Source organism: Microvirga medicaginis, from assembly GCF_052658925.1.
In genome coordinates this window covers 20,136-37,459 of sequence record NZ_JBQWEL010000020.1, presented here as the reverse complement: position 1 = coordinate 37,459, position 17,324 = coordinate 20,136, and the positions used below count along the sequence as shown (strand labels likewise).

Below are 17,324 nucleotides of genomic sequence, written 5' to 3'. Positions count from 1 at the left end.
AGCCCTGCCCTGCTTGGCTGGTAAACGAAACCCCTCACGGATCGTCTGCAAACGATCAGTTCGGAGTATCCTAATCAATGTACAGGTGTGCGACAACCACACGGATCAGAAACGAATACCGACGGATTCATTCTCCAAATCACAGGATGGTTCATCAGGGTCGGGATGATCAGCCATTTCGAAACGCATCTTTGAGATGGCCTGCTCGAGAGCGTCCCAGCCCTTCCTCGCGAGCGCAGGATCACTCTCAAGAATACCCTTAGCGTCCAACAACCATGCCAGCTCCCCCTTCGCCCACTCGATATCCGCCTCGCGTTTGCGGGAATGCTGAATGTTATCGCGATCGAAGGCTCGGCTCAGGTCTTTCACTCTCTCGGCTCCGTCACGGGCAGCCTGCTCTGCCGCAGCCCAGGTCCTCTTGGCCTCAGCCAATGCCGCTTCCGCTGCATCAATTGCCTCCTGATGCTGGCGGCGAGCGCCTCTCCGCCACACCCAGACGCCGCCCGAAGCGTCGCCACCCAGGTTCTCCAACTCTGCCTGAAGTCGTGTCACATCCCGCTCGGCCTGATCGCGAGCCTTGCAGGCAATCTGCAATTCAGTCTGCGCTTTTGAAAGCGCCAGTGGAATAGGAGGAAGTGGGTCCTGGGCCCTCCGGAGAACGTCGTACGCGGCCGTTACCCGCTTGTGGATCCGGTCATACAGGCTGTCAGTCGCCACGACATTGTGGCCAATCGGTTGCGGTAAGTCGGAACCTACCCTGGCCGAGGGAAAGCCGCCTCTCAGGGCACCGCGTTCCGTAGATACCAGCGAAGCAACCTCCTGCATTTTGTCGGCGCCCATCGGAGATCCAGGTGAGTGAGGCGCCCACATCTCGACATCGGCTGGATGCGCCTGGCTTGGAGCCTCAGATTCCATCGGGTCTTCGGCGCACGAAATAGTCAGTTGGCTGTGACACGCTTCGAGGTCTCCCCGATCGTGATCCAGCCCAGTCTGATCCGATGCAGCCTGTTCGATTGGAGCATCCGCAGTCGGCGACACGTCCGCTTGATCATCATGACGGCCTCCGTCCAGGCAGGCCGCAACCTCTTTCCGCTTTGCGCGGACAAGCCGATCAAGCGCACCCAGCAGAATGTCACTCTTCATCACAAGCCAAACATTCTCCTCCTCACCCTTGATGAGGCTGAATCCAAGAGCCGTGATGGCGGCCCGTGCGGCCTTTCCCGTATCAGCGCTGCGGTACGCTTCGGCAATCCGGACACGCTCCCGCGGGAGATTGATGCCATGCCGCGCGGCCCTGGCGCGCGTCCGGCTCGACATGGTCGACCGGGGAAGGTCCTCAGGATCCTTCGGCATCATCGCCAGGATTGCTTGAGCCACGTCGTCCCGACCCTGCTTGCGGGCCGCCGCGGCCACTGCTTTGTGACGTCCAGTTGGCGTGAGGACCTCGACTCCCCAGTCCACTTCGAGAGAGCGTGCGACTGCCTCCAGCCTGGCGTAAGACCGCCGGGTATCAAGAGCTTTTAGGGTGGGGCCAACATGGCCCAGCACCAAATGAAAGTGATGATCGGCGGCGTTGGCGGTCGCCCGCTTCTTTCCATCATGCTCCCATAGGACCCACGGATGCTCCTCTGCGCTGAACGCCTGCAGGATCCGCTGCACGGCCTGGTCCCGCTGCTCCTCTGAGAGGCGCCGCAAGGGATTGATCGTGATGTGGTGAAAGGCAATCTCGGCCTTCTTCGATCCGTCCCGCATCAGCTCCATGATCCGGAGCGCCTCCTCGGCAGTCCGGGCCGTGACGTTCTCGATCGCCACGACCCGGACCGTCTGACCATCGGCCTTATAGAGATGGGCGAGGAGGTTCCTCGTGCTGCGGCGGGTTCGGCCGTGCGTGACGGTCCCGATGGTAATCTGAGGAGGGATCAAGCGCCCTGCTCCTTCCGCCCGGCCAATGCATCCAGCACCTGATTCCGAACCATCTCCCATTCGATCTGGACCGCCGCGACCGCTGCAGCATCGGCCTTGCCATCCTTCGCCTGAAGCGTCAGGAGCTTCATGAGACCGCCGATCCGGCCCATTTCGCCGAGGAGGCGAGCGAGGGTCTCGTCACCCGGCCGGCAGCGCCGTTTCGGGATCGGTACCGGAAGGCTTGCGGCCTTCAGCGTTGCGGTGCGGGCGAAGGTCGATAGGCCTACGCCCCGAGCCTTCGCTGCTTTCCGGGCGACCTCATCCTCCTCGTTGGAGAGGCGGAAAGACGTAATCTTGGAAAGGGATTTGTGGTTGCTCGACATGGTGGCTCCGGCTCGTTGGGTTCTCGTGGAAGGATCCCCTCGCCTCACCAGGAGGGGGTGCGTAGCACATCCCGTTCCTGGCCTGCAGAGAGATCACCCCGTCAGATGAGATTGTTGTGAGCCGATGCATAAGACAAACGATCGCCGAAGCGGCGGGCATCCCAGACCCACTTGAACCGTGGTTTCCCGCAACTGCGTCAAGTGTTAGGGCCGAGATCGTCTCGGATGCCTAACAAAGTGTGCGAGCGTTGCAATTTTTCACTTGTGCCTTTCTGTGTAGATCACGATGACCTGCCGGTAGATCAAAATAACCTGACGTCAGGTCGCTGGGAGGTTGCCGGCAGGTCATCACGACCTGCCCGAAGATTACTTTGATCTACGGACCTCGCACGCGGTAGCCACGTCGCTGCTTGCGGTGGAGCCAGGATTCCAGGGCCTCGGCTGCCCTGTCCTCTGTTCGATGGATTTCAATCCGCTGGCGACCACGCTGGCCAATCCGCCCCCATTCACGGACCAAAGTCGGATCGCCAAAAAGCGATGGTTCGATGCGCAGGACGTAAAAGCGCGAGACATTCTGCGATGGGTCGCAGCGCTCCAAGACGAGGACATTGAGCTTTTCAGACATGAGCCCAGTGTCGTGATCCGCGGACTCAAGGTCTAATGAAAAGCAGGAATCTTTCACAGACTGACCGATTCACGACCGTGATGGATCGTGTCCGTTGCGCATTGTTCATGCAACGGATGGAGCCTGCCTAAAGCGCGAGGCCTATTCTCATCAATGCAATCGCCGCGAGCTTTGACTTCCACCCTCCCTCGTCTCCAGTTGTATGGGCCTTCGGCATGGAGGTGCCGTACCCGTTTTGGAAGCGCATTCATGTGAGCAAGACTTAGCACTTGTCCTGAAGGTTCATGAGCCATGTAGAGCCCTCCTTCAGGATGACTTGCACGGGCCTCAGACTCGCTTTCCCAAGCCGCGGCATTTGCGTCATGCCGATTTTCTCCCATCCGCCGCAGCCACGCGAAGGAGAGCCATGACCATGGGGCCGACCGAGAACTTACCCTCTCGGGCCCGCTCGGTCAGATTTCGCAGGTAACCACCAGCGCTCACGATCATCTCGGACCGCTGCAGAATCGCGGCCATGACGATCGCAGCGTCTTCCTCGCCCATGACAACACAAGCGTCCTCCCAGGCGGAGGGACTAATCCCCAAGGCACCTCTTACGACGCCGGCTGCGGCGATGAGCTCGCGCCAGGTCGAAATCCCCTGCCCTCCCTTCGTGTACATCGCGATATCGGGACAGGCCTGCAGCACAAGGTTCAGAGAAAAAGCGCGGATGGGAGGCTTATTCGTTTCTGGATCTGGCGCCGAAGTTTCTTCCAGCCTTTCTCGAAGGCTCTGTTCAGAATCTAAAAAGGGGTTTGGTTTTGAATTCTGATAGTGACGCTCATTATGAGACTCATTGGCGTTCATATTTTCAGTTTTAAGCTGAATTTTCAGCGCTTTTTCCACATCAGCCCAAAGGGCCCGCAGATCAGTCGCAATTGCTTCCAGAGCTCGCGTCTCTGCGTTGCGGGGCGGTGTCTCGTTCAACGCATCAAACCGCGCCAGAAGATCGTCCCACGGGCCAGCAACGTCCTCCTCAAGGGCCAAGGCAATCGTCTTGCCAATGTCACGGCGTAGAACGGTGATCTCTTCGCGCAGGAGGTAGCGGGCCTTCCTCTCGGCTCGCGCCGCTTCAGCGAGGCTCTCGAACTCCGCGGCACGGGCTACGAGTGGTGAGAGGTCGAACCCGAAGGCCTGCTCGATCGAGCCCCCCTCCCCTTTGCGGGCGTAGCGCTTCCCGTTCGGGCTGTCGCGACGGATCACCAGGCCGGCTTGCACGAGGGCTGCGAGATGGCGCCGCAGCGTCGCCGGCGACATGCCGTTGGCCCGGAACGTCAGGGCCTTGTTGGACGGAAACACGATCAGGTCGGATCCGAGCTGCAGGGTGGTGTCCTGGTGGAAGGTCAGCAGGGCATTGAGAACGCTCAGAGCCCGGTCAGAGATCCCCAGGGCTGTCTTGGCCTCCCGAAGGTTGTCGAAGACCTTCCACTTCTCGGCCAAGGCATCCTTGGGCCCAGCCTCTGAAACCGCTCGCGCGGCTACCATGGCCAGCGATAGAGGCCGCGGGCCAAAAGGTGTTGTCGATTGATAGGTTCGCATCGTCGTGGCCCTTTGTTGGGCCGCACGTGTCCGTTCGCAGAATGCACGGGGGCATCTACGTCGTAAGGGAAAGCAAATGTGTTCGGAGAAATTGGCGTTTCTCCGTTGACACTTGATTCGCTGTGTGGGACTCTCGGAACTGTTCGACGGTTCTGATCGTCCCACTATCCACGGCCTCCGAGGTTGGCGCTTCGGGGGCCGTTGCTTTTCCTACGCGGTCACTTTCGCGGCACTTCTCCTCTAATGTGACCTGCCGGCGGCATGGTCCTGCTATTTCCTTCGCATCCGCAGACTTGCTGCGTCCGCGAACTCTCAGCACCTTGCCAGCCAGCACCCAGCCCGGCCAGGATCTGCTTTGATGGTAAATTGTGCACGATTCGCCCGGTCGGTGGAGTCGGAGCTGCTGCAGACGTCAAGAGTCCATAGTGAATCCGGTGGGCAAGTTTCGCGGCATCCACACGAAAACACGACGAAGCGCGGAGTTAGCCCCCGCGCTTCGTTTTCTTGAATTCTTTGTAGAGCGCCTCAAGCCGACCTGCGATGAACTGGCCGAAATCGGGCTCCAGTCGATCGTTCAGGACGAGAGTAGTACGGCCTGGAGCGGTTGAGATCTTTGCAACCGCCTTACCCTCGGGCGTGTGCCAGACCTCTGGCGGCTTAGGGCTTGCCCTCTTTTCCTTGACGGCCTCGACGAGCACCTCGAATCGCTGATCCCCTTCCGCCGTCTCGAACGGGAACGACTGAATGGCTGTCCGTACTCGTTTGAGCGCCCCGTCAGACTGCAAGGCCTCTGCGAAGTCATCCCAGCGCACGCGCCCGATCCCCGGAGCGGATCCGACCGCTGTCGCAATTTCCTGCGGGACCTTGTTTGCGAGACTGATCATGCGCGACAAGGCAGCTTTGTCGACGCTGAGAGCAGACATGATCACGTCGCGCGAATAGCCAGCCTTCTCAAGGGCGGACGCAAACAGGCACTTCTCGATGTAGGAGAGGTCAGCACGGGCGCTATTTTCCTGCCCCTGTGCGATGACAAGCTGGACGTCCGTCAGTTCGCGAACGACAGCTCGCACTTTTCGACCCAGCGCTCTGACCGCGCGTAGTCGTCGGTGGCCGTACGCGACCTGGTAACGGCCCTTCTTCTCCGGATGAGGACGCACAAGGATTGGAACGAGTTGACCATCTTCGGCGATGCGTTGCTTCAGATCTGCATCTAGCTCCGGCTGCGTCCCCAGGCGATCGGTGATGAAGGCGGGATCAATTGTTTCAGGATCGAGTTCAACGACCGCGTATCCGGCGCTGAGCTTCTCCTCGATGTCGCGGGCGCGATCGGCTTGGGAGGCAATTGTCGCAAGCGACTTTCCGAGCGTTCCGAAAGCGCCGGTCTTGGTGATCGTTGGAGCCGCCGACGGGCGCTGCTGCGTGACAGCCGGGGATGCGGCTGTTTCACTCTGTTGCGCAGGAACGGAGGCTGGCGCTGACTTTGCCGGGATTTCAACATCCGGAACGTCGGGACCGGCAATATTCGCGAGAAGATTCTTGCGGGCCATTGTTTACGCCCTCCCCCACGCGCGTTGAACCAGAGCCTCGATCTCGGCATTCACGAGGTCGAGCGACTCGATAGCACGGTCATAGGTCGAACGAGTGAACTGCTGACGGTCGACCTCATACAGGGTTTGCTTCGTAATGCCCGCATCAGCGATGGCCGTGCTTTTCAGCATCGGATGAGTGAGTACTCGCTGTCCGAACATCGAACGCATGAAGCCCACCATTTGGGTCTGTGGACCATCCCCTGGTTCATAGCGGGTGATCAGGTAGCGGAGCCAATCATGCTTCGTATTGCCTCCGGCGGCAGCAACGACGTCGAGGAGTTCACGCATCATGATGAGGAACTGGTTCATCGACATCACGTCCAGCATCTGCGGATGGACGGTGAGCAGAACAGAGGTCGCGGCGCAGATTGCAGACAGGGTGAGGAAGCCCAGCTGTGGCGGGCAGTCAATGACAACGATGTCATAGCGGTTAGCGACGGTGTCGAAAGCCGCGCTCAAGCGCGCAAAGAACATCAAGTCTTCGGCACCGCGACCGGTCAAAGCCTTGGGGGTCTCATGCTCGAATTCCATCAGCTCAAGATTGCCGGGCACGAGATCGAGGCCGGCAATGTAGGTTGGCCGGATGATTTCAGCGAGTTCACGACGTTCTTCGTCATAGCGAATGGCGCCATAGAGCGTCTCGTTCGGCCCGACGTCAAATTCAGGCTGCTGCCCGAACATGGCACTCAAGCTCGCCTGAGGATCGAGATCGACGGCGAGAACCCGATATCCCTTGAATGCCAGATATTGTGCCAAGTGTGTTGCGGTCGTCGTCTTTCCGGACCCGCCTTTGAAGTTCATGACCGAGATCACCTGGAGGTGCTCGTTTCCAGTGCGATGCGGGACGTATCGGCGTTTTGACCGTGTGTTTGTGTCAAGATAGGCACGGATCTCGTTCAGATCCTCGACGGAATAGAAGCGGCGGCCGGTATTGGACACCTCTGGGCTCCCCGCTTTCCCCTCTTGGCTGATTTGGCGAAGATAGCCGTCATTGATGCCAATCAGTTTGGCGGCTTCTACGGGTGAGAATCTCCGGATTGTCTTTGAAGCGGACGGAGGAAAGAGCTCCAGCCGGTGGGCCCGGAGGCGTTTTGTCAGCTGTTCGGTATCAGCCCCGATGAGATCGCGGATGTCATCCTGCTCGTGAGGGGCCTCTTCAAGCATTTGAGCTGTAGCTTCCATGTTCGTCTCCGCATTGGGTTACAACTTCGATTTTTTGGCGAGTTTTGATTTATTTCGAAGTTCAGTATTCAAGAAGGTGTTTAAGACAAGGTTAAAGAAAGCTTATCAACTTAACATGCTGCGTGTGTTGCGCACGGGCAACAATCTTGGCCATACGGACTATGCACTACTTTTAGTGGGAGCCCAGCTGCCGTGACAAAGATCCTTGCTTGAGTGAAATCGAGCGTCTCTCCCAGTTGGGATGACAGGTGCAACTGAGTCCCAGGCGGCAGCTCTCTTGAACATTTAGCAGAGGCAGGATGATTGCGGATCCCGCGAGAGCGGGCGACTTAATCTTGCACGGAGGCGTTGCGGGCTCTCGACCATCCCGGCAGCAGAAAAGTAAAGGGTGACCTCGGCGAGCCAGATACGAATCCGTCGCCTGTGGATGACAGGCTCCCACTGTCTGCGCGGCAAGGCCAGTGGCGCGAGTTGTACATGTACAACTCGCTTGTCGACCAGGGCCATCTAGGTCCGGGCGTGCCGTCGATTGCCTCGTCCAGAAACGTTTAACACCTCCACCAAGGAGCTAGTCCGGTTTATCTGTCGCGACGGATGGAATGTCATAGTCTCCTGCTTCGGTGATCAGGGTCAGTGGCGTTGTCCGAAGGAGCGCCCCGGTTGTACCTGTACAACGCTTTCCCTCAAGCTCCGACGCCCAATCATTTACTGAGGTCGGAAGCCCATAAGAGTATCATGCGCGGTGCATAGGCCCACACCTCCCCTGCTCTGATTCCCGCGTACAATTGGGCCCGGATTGAACGTGATGATCGCCAATCCGCGGCTGCCGCGATGTGCCCGCCCTGGGTATCCAGTTGGATCGTCATTGACCAGGAGGCTCGTTTTCATCCCGGCGGGCTTCGACCGACGGTGTTAGTTGTACATGTACAACTCGAGCCTTCCGAATCCATGATCGTTCGGCCGCCCGGCTTTGAGTAATTAACGTCCCCGGCATGTCGGAACTATAGGCCAAACTCCCTTGACGGCATCAATCAGCAGCGATTGGCTGTACATCCACGACCCGATGGCATCAGGAGATCCCCTCCGGTGGTCGCCTGTTATGACGCGATCAAGAAGCGAGTTGTACATGTACAACTCGGCACTGGCCCTGATATTCCCAGGCTATGGCAGTCGGTCTGCGCGGACCAGCGGAGGCTGATGCGTTCAGCTTTGCTGCGGACACACCGATCCGATCGGCCGTTTTATAGGTTATCGCATGCACAGGTATAAAACCGGCATCCCGGCAATCACGTGAGTGGTGCCCACGACTTCTCAATCGCGTCATCCGAAGGATGGTAGCGGGCGGTCACACTCACACGCGCGGTTCGCTGCCACCTCATATGGACCTAACTGACCGGAGACGCTGCCAAGGAGGTCGGGAGGTGTCCTCACTTCATTAACGTTAAGGACACAATTGAGAAATGAAATGACCTCAAACTGGCGCATCTCAGCCTCCTAGAGCAGCCGAGGGCAGATGTCGTAGTTACGCCCTGCATGCCATTAAGGACCAGTTCAGGAGAGCTTTCAGGGCCACAGGTGAGCACGTTCGTTGCGAGAAACTTCGATCCAGAGCGCTTTTGAAACCGAGCTCTCATCCGTGCCACGCCCACACAGCGCTCGGCTACGCTGTGCCGAACCACGATGTGCACAAGTCCGAGTCGTGTGTTCTCCGCCCAACCATTTCATGCACCTGTATTCGACCAGGGGGAGAACCAAAATTGTCCAGATTTAATCTGCTGCATGGTGCAGGCGTGTACTCGGCGTCTTTACGGCACCAGTTGTACATGTACAACTCTCGGGGATGACAGGTGCGGATGATCGAAAAATGACCAGGTGCCGGCTTCCCGAATCGCGCGGGCGCAGACATTCAGCCCAATGATCGAGTTGAGAGAAGGCCGCCCGAGCATCTTTCCAGCTAACGCTGGCATGTGTCACCCAACACGTTCGCTGACATTGTAGATCATTTGACGATGCGAACGACAGCATCTGATGAAGTATCGCTGATGCAGCGATAGCAACCGGGAGGCGACATATGCAGATGAGCCCACCGTCACAGAGCCCTGTCTGGTGGCACTATGGGCTGAGGAACAGTTGTAAAATATGTGTAAATATTCTTATGATCTCTCGTGGTGCGATCGCCGCTCCGGCGCAGGTAATCCAAACCAGTCCCGTCGGTACAAACGAGATCAAAGTCGGCAACCAATTTGATAGATTCCCTAAGACGCAGCGTACTCGTCCCGTTCCCAAGCCAGGGCCAACTCTTGGATTCTATGAACGCAGAACGGGAGCGATTTAGGCGAGCCCAAGCCGTATTGCTCTATCTAGCTGTTGTTTGACGGACGAGGCGCTCCATTTCGTGCCGCCTCTTGGGGTCCGCTCACGCATGCGCTCCAGCTGGGCGGCGATTTCCCGCAGCGATAGATCCGGATCAGCCATGGCGATGCCGGCGATCAGCGTCATGAGGCGATCCTCAGGGCTCTTTCGTGGAGCGGGCTTCAGAAGGATCGGGGCCGCCATGCGCTGCGAGACGAGCTTGCCCACGGCGCGCCGCAGCCGCGCCACGGTCCACGATTGCCCGCGGTCGCCGAGCACCCGTACGACGTCCTCCCAAGGGTGATGCGGACGCATGCGGCGAACCGTCGGCATCCATTGGTCCGCACTGGCGATCAGCTCGTCGAGGTAGACTTTCTCGCGGGCGCGGGCGATCTTGCGGATCGCCTCCGGCCGGCGCTCACGCATGCCTGGATTGCCCAGCTTCTTGCCCCTCGCCTTGGCGGCCCTCATTCCAGCCTTGGTCCGCTCCGAAATCAGCGAGCGCTCGAGCTGCGCCACCGCGCCGAGCACCTGCAGGGAAAACATGCCCTGTGGCGTCGAGGTGTCAATCGGATCGCGCAACGAGCGGAAATGGGCCTTTTTGGCCTCCAGTGTCTCGATCACCTCTAGAAGATGACTCACCGAGCGCGCCAGACGGTCGAGGCGCACTACGACGAGCACGTCACTTGGATTGATTTCGCGGAGGAGCCGCGCCAGCACCGGCCGGGCTCGGCTCGTACCGGATCCGTGCTCCTGATGGATCTCGGCACAACCGGAAGCGCGCAATTCGTCGAGCTGGGCATCATGCGCTTGGTCCTCAGTCGAGACACGGGCGTAGCCAATGAGGCGGGCTGTCGAGAGGGGAGGGGCCATGAACGAGCTTTTGGGAGGTGATTTTCAGTGCCTTTGTACACTATCGCCTGTTATGAGCAACTGATCGTTTGCAGACGATTCTCAAGCCAATTTGTTAACCAGCCAGAAAGGGCAGGGCTTCCCCACCACGTGCGAAAATGGCTTAAAACAAGGCTTTTGGAGCCATTCCGCGTCTTCATTGCGTGCCGAAGCACCGTGCAGAGCCGATCGCCGGCAGCAACGGTCTCGAGTTCTGCGGATGCTGCTCCGCAAGATGCAGAACTGCCTCACCCCTCATGGTAGCGAGGCCTTGCTTTGCTTCCATTGGCTCAGCTATAGCTCGTAGCGTCAATAACTTAGCTGTGGAGCCGAAGCGTGGCATTTCAGAGCAGGTCAGGGGACTTCGACGAGCCGTTCCTGGCGCCCCGCACCTATGCCCTGCCGGAGCTGCCATGGGAGCAGATCTCCGGGCGCTTGGAATCCATCACCATTGCCATCCTGCGCTTCGACGCCCGCCTGGAGGCCTCCGGGTTGGCCGCCGGCTGGCAGTCGCGCTGCGACATGACCGAAGCGGTCCGCGCCCTCATCCTCGACGGACACTTGGTCGATGTCGGCGACCTAGTGCTGCACGACGCCGGCATGGACGTACGCCACCCCACCCATGAACTCACCCGGGCCGCCGCCGCTCTCCGCGCCCGGCGCACCGCCATGGCCAGGAAGGCGCCCTGGCCGCTGTCGATCGACGGCTTGGCCGCCCTGCGCGGCATCGGCGGTGTGGCTGAAGAGATGTCGGTCAGATCGAAGGGCAAGAAGCCTGACCCCGACAATGATGAGGCCTACCCGCCCTTTGCCAATGACGCTGATCCGTGGGCGGCGCACTTTGCCGAGATCGACGCCCTGCTCGAGCGCACTACCAAGGTGCTCGCCGGCGAAACCCCGCTGCCCAGAAGCCGCTCGCATCTGGTCTATGACCCCGATCAGGACGAGGCGGAGGCCGAGGACCTGTGGCTCGATGTGGTGAAGAGGACCTCGCACTGGCCGGCGGTGGCGGCTGCGGCCATCGCGTGGGATGCGTGGCTGAACCTGAACCTCTACACCCGCCTGCCGTGGCTCGGCCTGATCATGGCGGCCGCGATCCTGCGGGCCCGCGGCCTGACCAGCCATCTGCTGCCGCTGGCGGCTGGGTTCAAGCAATCAAAATTCCGGCCGCAGGGGCGGGAAGGGGCCCGCGAGAAGCTGGACGGCTTCTGCCAGGTGCTCGAGGAGGCGCTGGCGATCGCCAACAAGGATCTCGACCGGCTGATCCTCGCCCGGGAGCTGATGAGCCGGGTCACCGCCCGGTGCCGCTCCAACTCCACGCTGCCGGAGCTGGTCGAGTTGTTCCTGTCACGGCCGCTGGTGACGGTGCCGCTCGGCGCCAAGCTCTTGCAGGTCACGCCCAAGGCGGTCGACCTGATGCTGGCCCAGCTCGGCGGCGCGCTGCCGCGCGAGCTCACCGGCCGCACCCGCTACCGCGCCTGGGGCATTGTTTGATTATGTCTTGAAGGATGATGGACGAACGTCATCCCCCGTTCATCTTCGGTTGGATATCTCAGCGTCCATTAGAAGGACGGTTGCCGATGCTAATGTGGGGTACAGCTGTTTCTTTTCTGCTTTCGCTGGTGGCAATTGGGCCGCTACGGGAGAGCGCCCCCGACTGGGTTCACTCTGCCTCTGAGCTGGTGGCCGTGATCAGTCTCTTTGCCTTGGTGTGCCTGCTCGAATCCAGCGGGAACAACACTGACCGCTCCAATCCCGCCGCCTGATCGTTCTGTCGTCAGTCACACAGACGCCAGAAGACACCTACCTCTGGGCTGCGGCCAGGCTTTCAGGTAGATGTGCCACTCCTGCTCGGCTCCCAAGCGGCGGCTTCGACACGGGCGCTTCGCCTTGGCGCGAGGGCAGGTCACCTCCCTTCCGCTTTCGAGACAATGCCTATGCTGGAACGATTGCTGAAACACCCTCGTGCCGAACGCGTGATCCTGACCTTCATCATCATCAACGCCATCACTCTGGGCCTTGAGACCAGCCCCTCGGCCATGGCCGTATTCGGGCCGGTTCTGATCGCGATCGACCGCATCGTCCTGACGATCTTCGTGCTGGAGCTGGCCGCCCGTCTCGTGGTCCACCGCCTCTCCTTCTTCCGTGATCCCTGGAGTGTGTTCGACCTCGCGGTTGTCGGGATTGCCCTCGTTCCTGCCACAGGGGCGCTGTCGGTGCTGCGGGCGCTGCGGGTCTTGCGGGTGCTGCGCCTGATCACCGCCGTGCCATCGCTCCAGCGGGTGGTCGGCGGGCTTGTCTCGGCCCTGCCCGGCATGGGCTCGATCACGCTCCTGCTGGCGCTCATCCTCTACGTCTTTGCCGTGATGGCGACAAAGCTGTTCGGCCAGACCAACCCGGAGCAGTTCGGCTCGCTCGGGGCCACCGCCTATACGCTGTTCCAGGTCATGACCTTCGACGACTGGTCTGGGGGCATCGTGAAGCCGCTGGCGGAGCCCCATCCTTATGCGATCGCGTTCTTTCTGGTCTTCATCCTGCTGTCGACCTTCATGGCCCTGAACCTGTTCATCGGCGTGATCGTGAATGCGATCAATGCCGAGACGACGGAGGATGCCCCGAAACTGACGCATCCGTCCGGGATTGACGAACGCTTCATCGCCGAGATCAGCGCGCTGCGGGCCGAAATCGCGGAACTCAAAGGACAACTGAGCAAAGCAGCCTGACTGGGCCGGCATGTCAGATTGCTCCGCCTCGGCTCTGACAGCGGAGCGATCTGATCCGAGCCGGGCTATGGGCGGGGCTGATAGGCTGAACGCACTGTCGGGCTTGGAACACTGTCTGGGACAAGCAGAGCAAGTTTGGTAAGACCTGCGAACTACCGTGCTTCTCCGTTACCCCTTTGCTGGAGACAGCACCATGCGAAGCCTTCCGCTCGCCGTGATCGGGATCGTCCTGGGGTCCTCCAGCACGCTGGCCGACGGCCTGAGCCTTGCGGGCTCCCTGTGGCAATGCACCCGCGCGACCGATCGGTCTCAGTTCGTGATCACCTTCTATCCGGGCGGGGGTGTCGGCGGAGGCGAGATGCAGAACGGAGAGGTCAGTCCCTACATCTTCGATGCCTCTCGCCTCGAGGGCGAGTGGCCCGGACGCTGGGAGCAGCACGGGCCGAACTTCAGGTGGAGCTTTCCTGACCAGCGAATGGAGATTGCCGGCACCATCAGCTCGGCCGGGAAGCCTCATGCCAAGTTCACTGGCAGCGAGGTTGCGTCAGGCGTGACGTCTCCAATCACCTGCACCGCACTGTCCCGTCTTCCGCCGATAGGGCAGGGACTGGTCATCCCCCGAGACAGCCACTTCCTCGATCTTGAGGATGGGGAGGGCGCACTCAAGATGCCAGCAGGGATTTCTCTGCAGGAGCCACGAGCCCGATAGGATCCGTCGCATAGTCCTGGTCCTGGGCAAATCCTGGTCCTATTCCCCAGGCCGGGTTCTCAGGCTTGGGCGAGAGCGTCTGATGGGCTGGACGAGGTCTGGCCTCCCGCGAGGAACCGGGTCAGGAACCGCTCCAGAACGTCCAGGATCTCGTCCATGCGATGCGCCGGAATGCGGCCATCTTCCGCGAGAAGCGCGATCTCTGCACTCCCCTGCTGGTCCAGGCCATGCAGTGTGAGGCATGGGATCTTGCCGGGGATCTTCAGCGCAAAGCCGATGCGCAGGATCCGATGCCGTCCGGTGTTGGCGTGCAGGGAGTACTCCTCGGTGCGAAACTGACCAGCAACGTCTCTGGGCTCCAGAGCCGTGATGCTGGCTGTTGCCCGTCGCGGTTCAAGCTCCTGGGCAAGACTGAGCATCAGATCCCGGATCGGCGCCAGAGCCTGTTCGGCTTGGCCCGGAGTTGCTGATCCTGCGGGGGCAGGGGACTTTGCCGTGAGGACGGCGTCGGCAATGCGCTGAGCGCGTTCCTGGATATCGGTCATCAGAGGGCCTGTCGCAAGCTACGCGAGGGGAGGGGGTGCCCTGCCTGTAGCATAAACGCCCCTCTCGGCCAGCACCTGTTCCAAACCCGGAGGATGATGTCTAACCTGACATCTCTAGCTGCGCTGGACAGAGAAAGGCGGTCGGTAGTCGAGCCTCCCCGCCGAGACTTCGGCGCACGGCTTGCCGAGCGCAGCCTGGCCCAGGATCTCGACGGCAGGGCTCAGATCGAGTTTGCCCCAGGTCGAGTGATCTGCCCGATCAACACCCCGTGGCCTCGGGGGACACTACCGGTACCGTCCCCTGCGCGCAGGGAACTTCTCGTCATCTCTGAGCATAGAAGCCGAGCGGGCCAGAAGAGCGCCGCCTGGATGAGAGGAATGCCTATGCCCGAGATCGCTGCCCCGCTGGCCCGTCACACCATGGCTTATGTCCTGGCCGGCGGGCGCGGCAGCCGTCTCCTGGAGCTCACCGACAAGCGCGTCAAACCGGCCGTGTACTTCGGGGCCAAGTCGCGCATCATCGACTTTGCCCTCTCGAATGCCCTCAACTCCGGCATCCGCCACATTGCCGTGGCGACCCAGTACAAGGCCCATAGCCTGATCCGGCACCTGCAGCGCGGCTGGAACTTCTTCCGGCCTGAGCGCAACGAGAGCTTTGACATCCTGCCCGCCAGCCAGCGTGTCTCCGAGACGATGTGGTACGAGGGCACGGCGGATGCGGTCTACCAGAAGCGCACTGCGAGTTCCCGCGGCGACTGCTCCGGCTCGTCCAAGGCCAATTGGATGATCTGCTCACGCACGGCATCAGGGATGCGGTTCCAGATCCGCTTGGGGCAAGGGCGCCGATCCTCCAGAGCCTCAGGGCCGCCGGTCTGGTAGAGATCGTACCAACGGTAGAAGGTCGGCCGTGGAATGCCGATCTTCTCCAGTGTTTCCCGGACGGACAGGTGGGACTGCTCAACCAGGCGGATGATCTCGATCTTCTCGGAAGCTGGATACCTCATGCGCCGTCCTCCCCATCCCCGATCATGCTTTTTTTGAGCAGACGGTTCTCCAGGGCGAGGTCGGCCACGGCTTCCTTGAGCGCGGTGGCTTCCCGGCGCAGGCCCCGGACCTCGTCCGAGGTGGCTTCCCGGGCTGTGTCGCCGGCCAGGCGCTTCTTGCCAGCCTCCAGGAAGTCTTTGGACCAGCGGTAGTACACGTTGGGCGGGATCCTCTCCCGTCGGCAGAGTTCGGCGATGCTGTCCTCGCCGCGCAGACCCTCGAGCACGATCCGGATCTTCTCCTCGGCGGAGTAGGGCTTGCGCGTGGCGCGGCGGATCTCCTTGACCACCGTCTCGGCCGGCTCCTTGGCCGGTCTCGGTTTCTGTCTCATCGTTATGTCCTCAAAGGCTACGATGAACCAGAAACTCTCCCTTCTTCAACTCACCCGATCTGTCTCATGAGCGCTGACGGCGGACACACAGCGTACAAGCTATGGGGCGATCAAAGCACTAGAAAAACTTGGCTCAGCAACTATCATTTCCTGAGCACTGTAAGCCGATGATGCGACGGGGCAGGGCCAAAAACCTGCCCCGAACGCTCATTTTGGGACGGCGATCGGGTCTACCCGATTTGGCTTGAGCCAGTCTGCCGGAGCGTTACACTCAGTGCAGTTGATCCCCGGCAGATTGTCTGCATAGCTGATGTTCGGCAACTCCTTAATCGTAGCGTTCGGAGTTGGGGTTCCGTTCTGGACAGAGTCTAGGCTTAATTCCGGCAGGAGCTCGCCGTTGAGGGACGTGTCGAGAAACAACGGCGGCACCTTATCCGCCGGGAAAGTATTGCAGCCTTCTACAAACAGCTCACCCGAGCACACCTTTACATCTTTGGGCTCGGCCCACGGTAGGGGATACTCAATATTCTGCTTTTCAAGCTTCTTTTTGCCGGTGACCACTTCCATCATGAGTTTGAAGGCGTATCCACCAACAGCAGGCCCCGCACTCGACGAAAGGCCCTTAAGTCCTTTCGCCTGAAGGGCAGGATCGGCGATCATGAGGCGATAACCGTTGTTCGATTGACCGGCAATCGTGACCAGTCGATCAGGGCGCCCGTTCATTACGGCTTGTAGTGATCCGTATGTGCCGTCTACAGTCCATATACCATCAATGTTCGGGTGGGCGGCAAGGATCTTCGCGACCTCCTCTTGGGACGTCGCGTCATTCCAGTTGCCGTAGAAGTCCCCGACGATTTTGATGCCCGGATACTTCTTGAAAACATGATAAGCTTGTTCGTCATAGGTCTTTGTAACGGTTGTTCCTGCGACCCCGTGATTAAAGACGAGTTCGCCCTTGCCGCCCATTTGGTTGACCATCCACTGGGCGCTGTTAGCACCGTATCGGGCAGTGATGTTGCTAACGTTGTAGGCACAAGGTTCTGTGACTGTCGAGTCGTAGGTAAATACAGTGATCCCTCTCTGACAAGCCTGCTTGATGACCCGATTGAGCGCAGTTGGTGAAAGCGGGTAGATAAGGATCGCGTTCGCCCCATTAGCGACCATACTTTGGATATCGGAGATTTGACGCTGGACATCGGTGCCGGAGATCACCGTTTTGAACTCGACTGTTTTGTCATAGGGCGGTGTGGCCGCGAGCGCCTTGATGCCGTTTGCCGCTGCAGCCTGCCACGTGTTGCCGCTGTAGCTCATGTTGAGAAACACCTTGTAAGGCTGCTGAGCATACACGGGCGTCGCCATAAGGCCGATGACAGCGGTGGCTAGGGTACCAGGCGCTCCGGTGCAAATCCGATGGTAAAACTTGGCTTTCATTTCGTCCCTCCCAAGTGAGTGCGCAACTGCCGGAGT

The 17,324-nt window shown here is 60.1% G+C and carries 12 protein-coding genes and 2 pseudogenes; 4 read left to right on the top strand and 10 right to left on the bottom strand.

Annotated elements, in window-relative coordinates; translation table 11 throughout:
* Nucleotides 1-105 precede the first annotated feature (105 nt).
* The 7 genes from ACUXUR_RS20910 to ACUXUR_RS20880 form a co-directional block, all read right to left on the bottom strand.
* On the bottom strand, nt 106-1,923 hold the full coding sequence (locus ACUXUR_RS20910) for a relaxase/mobilization nuclease domain-containing protein (protein ID WP_445504291.1): 1,818 nt from the start codon (nt 1,921-1,923) through the stop codon (nt 106-108).
* Complete coding sequence (locus ACUXUR_RS20905; RefSeq protein WP_445504290.1) at nt 1,920-2,288, bottom strand: plasmid mobilization protein; 369 nt, start codon at nt 2,286-2,288, stop codon at nt 1,920-1,922. Before ACUXUR_RS20905 ends, ACUXUR_RS20910 begins: the two co-directional genes overlap by 4 nt.
* A 376-nt stretch (nt 2,289-2,664) precedes the next feature.
* Nucleotides 2,665-2,913, bottom strand: a complete 249-nt coding sequence (locus ACUXUR_RS20900; protein ID WP_445504289.1) for a WGR domain-containing protein — start codon at nt 2,911-2,913, stop codon at nt 2,665-2,667.
* A 360-nt stretch (nt 2,914-3,273) separates the two neighbouring features.
* Complete coding sequence (gene repC, locus ACUXUR_RS20895; protein WP_445504288.1) at nt 3,274-4,491, bottom strand: plasmid replication protein RepC; 1,218 nt, start codon at nt 4,489-4,491, stop codon at nt 3,274-3,276.
* A 482-nt stretch (nt 4,492-4,973) separates the two neighbouring features.
* Nucleotides 4,974-6,038 carry a plasmid partitioning protein RepB gene (repB, locus tag ACUXUR_RS20890; protein ID WP_445504287.1) on the bottom strand — a complete coding sequence of 355 codons (1,065 nt, stop codon included), beginning with the start codon at nt 6,036-6,038 and terminating at the stop codon, nt 4,974-4,976.
* A gap of 3 nt (nt 6,039-6,041) precedes the next feature.
* Complete coding sequence (gene repA, locus ACUXUR_RS20885; RefSeq protein ID WP_445504286.1) at nt 6,042-7,262, bottom strand: plasmid partitioning protein RepA; 1,221 nt, start codon at nt 7,260-7,262, stop codon at nt 6,042-6,044.
* A gap of 2,331 nt (nt 7,263-9,593) precedes the next feature.
* Nucleotides 9,594-10,487 (bottom strand): recombinase family protein, encoded by an 894-nt coding sequence (locus ACUXUR_RS20880; protein ID WP_445504285.1) that lies wholly within the window; start codon nt 10,485-10,487, stop codon nt 9,594-9,596.
* Nucleotides 10,488-10,841: 354 nt separating this feature from the next.
* On the opposite strand from ACUXUR_RS20880, the gene ACUXUR_RS20875 reads away from it, so the two are divergent.
* The 3 genes from ACUXUR_RS20875 to ACUXUR_RS20865 all read left to right on the top strand — a co-directional run bounded on the left by ACUXUR_RS20875 (nt 10,842) and on the right by ACUXUR_RS20865 (nt 13,937).
* Complete coding sequence (locus ACUXUR_RS20875; protein ID WP_445504284.1) at nt 10,842-11,999, top strand: RHE_PE00001 family protein; 1,158 nt, start codon at nt 10,842-10,844, stop codon at nt 11,997-11,999.
* 443 nt (nt 12,000-12,442) lie between these two features.
* Entirely contained in the window at nt 12,443-13,228 is a 786-nt protein-coding gene (locus tag ACUXUR_RS20870; protein ID WP_445504283.1) for an ion transporter, read from the top strand.
* A 193-nt stretch (nt 13,229-13,421) separates the two neighbouring features.
* On the top strand, nt 13,422-13,937 hold the full coding sequence (locus ACUXUR_RS20865; RefSeq protein ID WP_445504282.1) for a hypothetical protein: 516 nt from the start codon (nt 13,422-13,424) through the stop codon (nt 13,935-13,937).
* A gap of 59 nt (nt 13,938-13,996) precedes the next feature.
* On the opposite strand, the gene ACUXUR_RS20860 is transcribed toward ACUXUR_RS20865, so the two are convergent.
* Nucleotides 13,997-14,482 carry a hypothetical protein gene (locus ACUXUR_RS20860; RefSeq protein WP_445504281.1) on the bottom strand — a complete coding sequence of 162 codons (486 nt, stop codon included), beginning with the start codon at nt 14,480-14,482 and terminating at the stop codon, nt 13,997-13,999.
* A 384-nt stretch (nt 14,483-14,866) separates the two neighbouring features.
* Between ACUXUR_RS20860 and ACUXUR_RS20855 the strand changes: the two are divergent.
* Nucleotides 14,867-15,211 (top strand): annotated as a pseudogene (locus ACUXUR_RS20855) (sugar phosphate nucleotidyltransferase); the annotation flags it as partial.
* Here the strand turns inward: ACUXUR_RS20855 and ACUXUR_RS20850 are convergent.
* Together ACUXUR_RS20850 and ACUXUR_RS20845 are read right to left on the bottom strand one after the other, a co-directional pair.
* Nucleotides 15,211-15,857: pseudogene (locus ACUXUR_RS20850) on the bottom strand (transposase); the annotation flags it as partial. The pseudogenes ACUXUR_RS20855 and ACUXUR_RS20850 sit on opposite strands and share 1 nt — an antisense overlap.
* Nucleotides 15,858-16,064: 207 nt before the next feature.
* Nucleotides 16,065-17,288 carry a sugar ABC transporter substrate-binding protein gene (locus ACUXUR_RS20845; RefSeq protein WP_445504280.1) on the bottom strand — a complete coding sequence of 408 codons (1,224 nt, stop codon included), beginning with the start codon at nt 17,286-17,288 and terminating at the stop codon, nt 16,065-16,067.
* Nucleotides 17,289-17,324: the final 36 nt, after the last annotated feature.

What these genes read in the sequence shown, in the direction of transcription:
- ACUXUR_RS20845 (WP_445504280.1), bottom strand. Translation starts at nt 17,288, where the DNA reads ATGAAAGCCAAGTTTTACCATCGGATTTGCACCGGAGCGCCTGGTACC.
- ACUXUR_RS20870 (WP_445504283.1), top strand. Translation starts at nt 12,443, where the DNA reads ATGCTGGAACGATTGCTGAAACACCCTCGTGCCGAACGCGTGATCCTG.
- ACUXUR_RS20880 (WP_445504285.1), bottom strand. Translation starts at nt 10,487, where the DNA reads ATGGCCCCTCCCCTCTCGACAGCCCGCCTCATTGGCTACGCCCGTGTC.
- ACUXUR_RS20860 (WP_445504281.1), bottom strand. Translation starts at nt 14,482, where the DNA reads ATGACCGATATCCAGGAACGCGCTCAGCGCATTGCCGACGCCGTCCTC.
- repA (WP_445504286.1), bottom strand. Translation starts at nt 7,262, where the DNA reads ATGGAAGCTACAGCTCAAATGCTTGAAGAGGCCCCTCACGAGCAGGAT.
- repB (WP_445504287.1), bottom strand. Translation starts at nt 6,038, where the DNA reads ATGGCCCGCAAGAATCTTCTCGCGAATATTGCCGGTCCCGACGTTCCG.
- ACUXUR_RS20905 (WP_445504290.1), bottom strand. Translation starts at nt 2,288, where the DNA reads ATGTCGAGCAACCACAAATCCCTTTCCAAGATTACGTCTTTCCGCCTC.
- repC (WP_445504288.1), bottom strand. Translation starts at nt 4,491, where the DNA reads ATGCGAACCTATCAATCGACAACACCTTTTGGCCCGCGGCCTCTATCG.
- ACUXUR_RS20900 (WP_445504289.1), bottom strand. Translation starts at nt 2,913, where the DNA reads ATGTCTGAAAAGCTCAATGTCCTCGTCTTGGAGCGCTGCGACCCATCG.
- ACUXUR_RS20865 (WP_445504282.1), top strand. Translation starts at nt 13,422, where the DNA reads ATGCGAAGCCTTCCGCTCGCCGTGATCGGGATCGTCCTGGGGTCCTCC.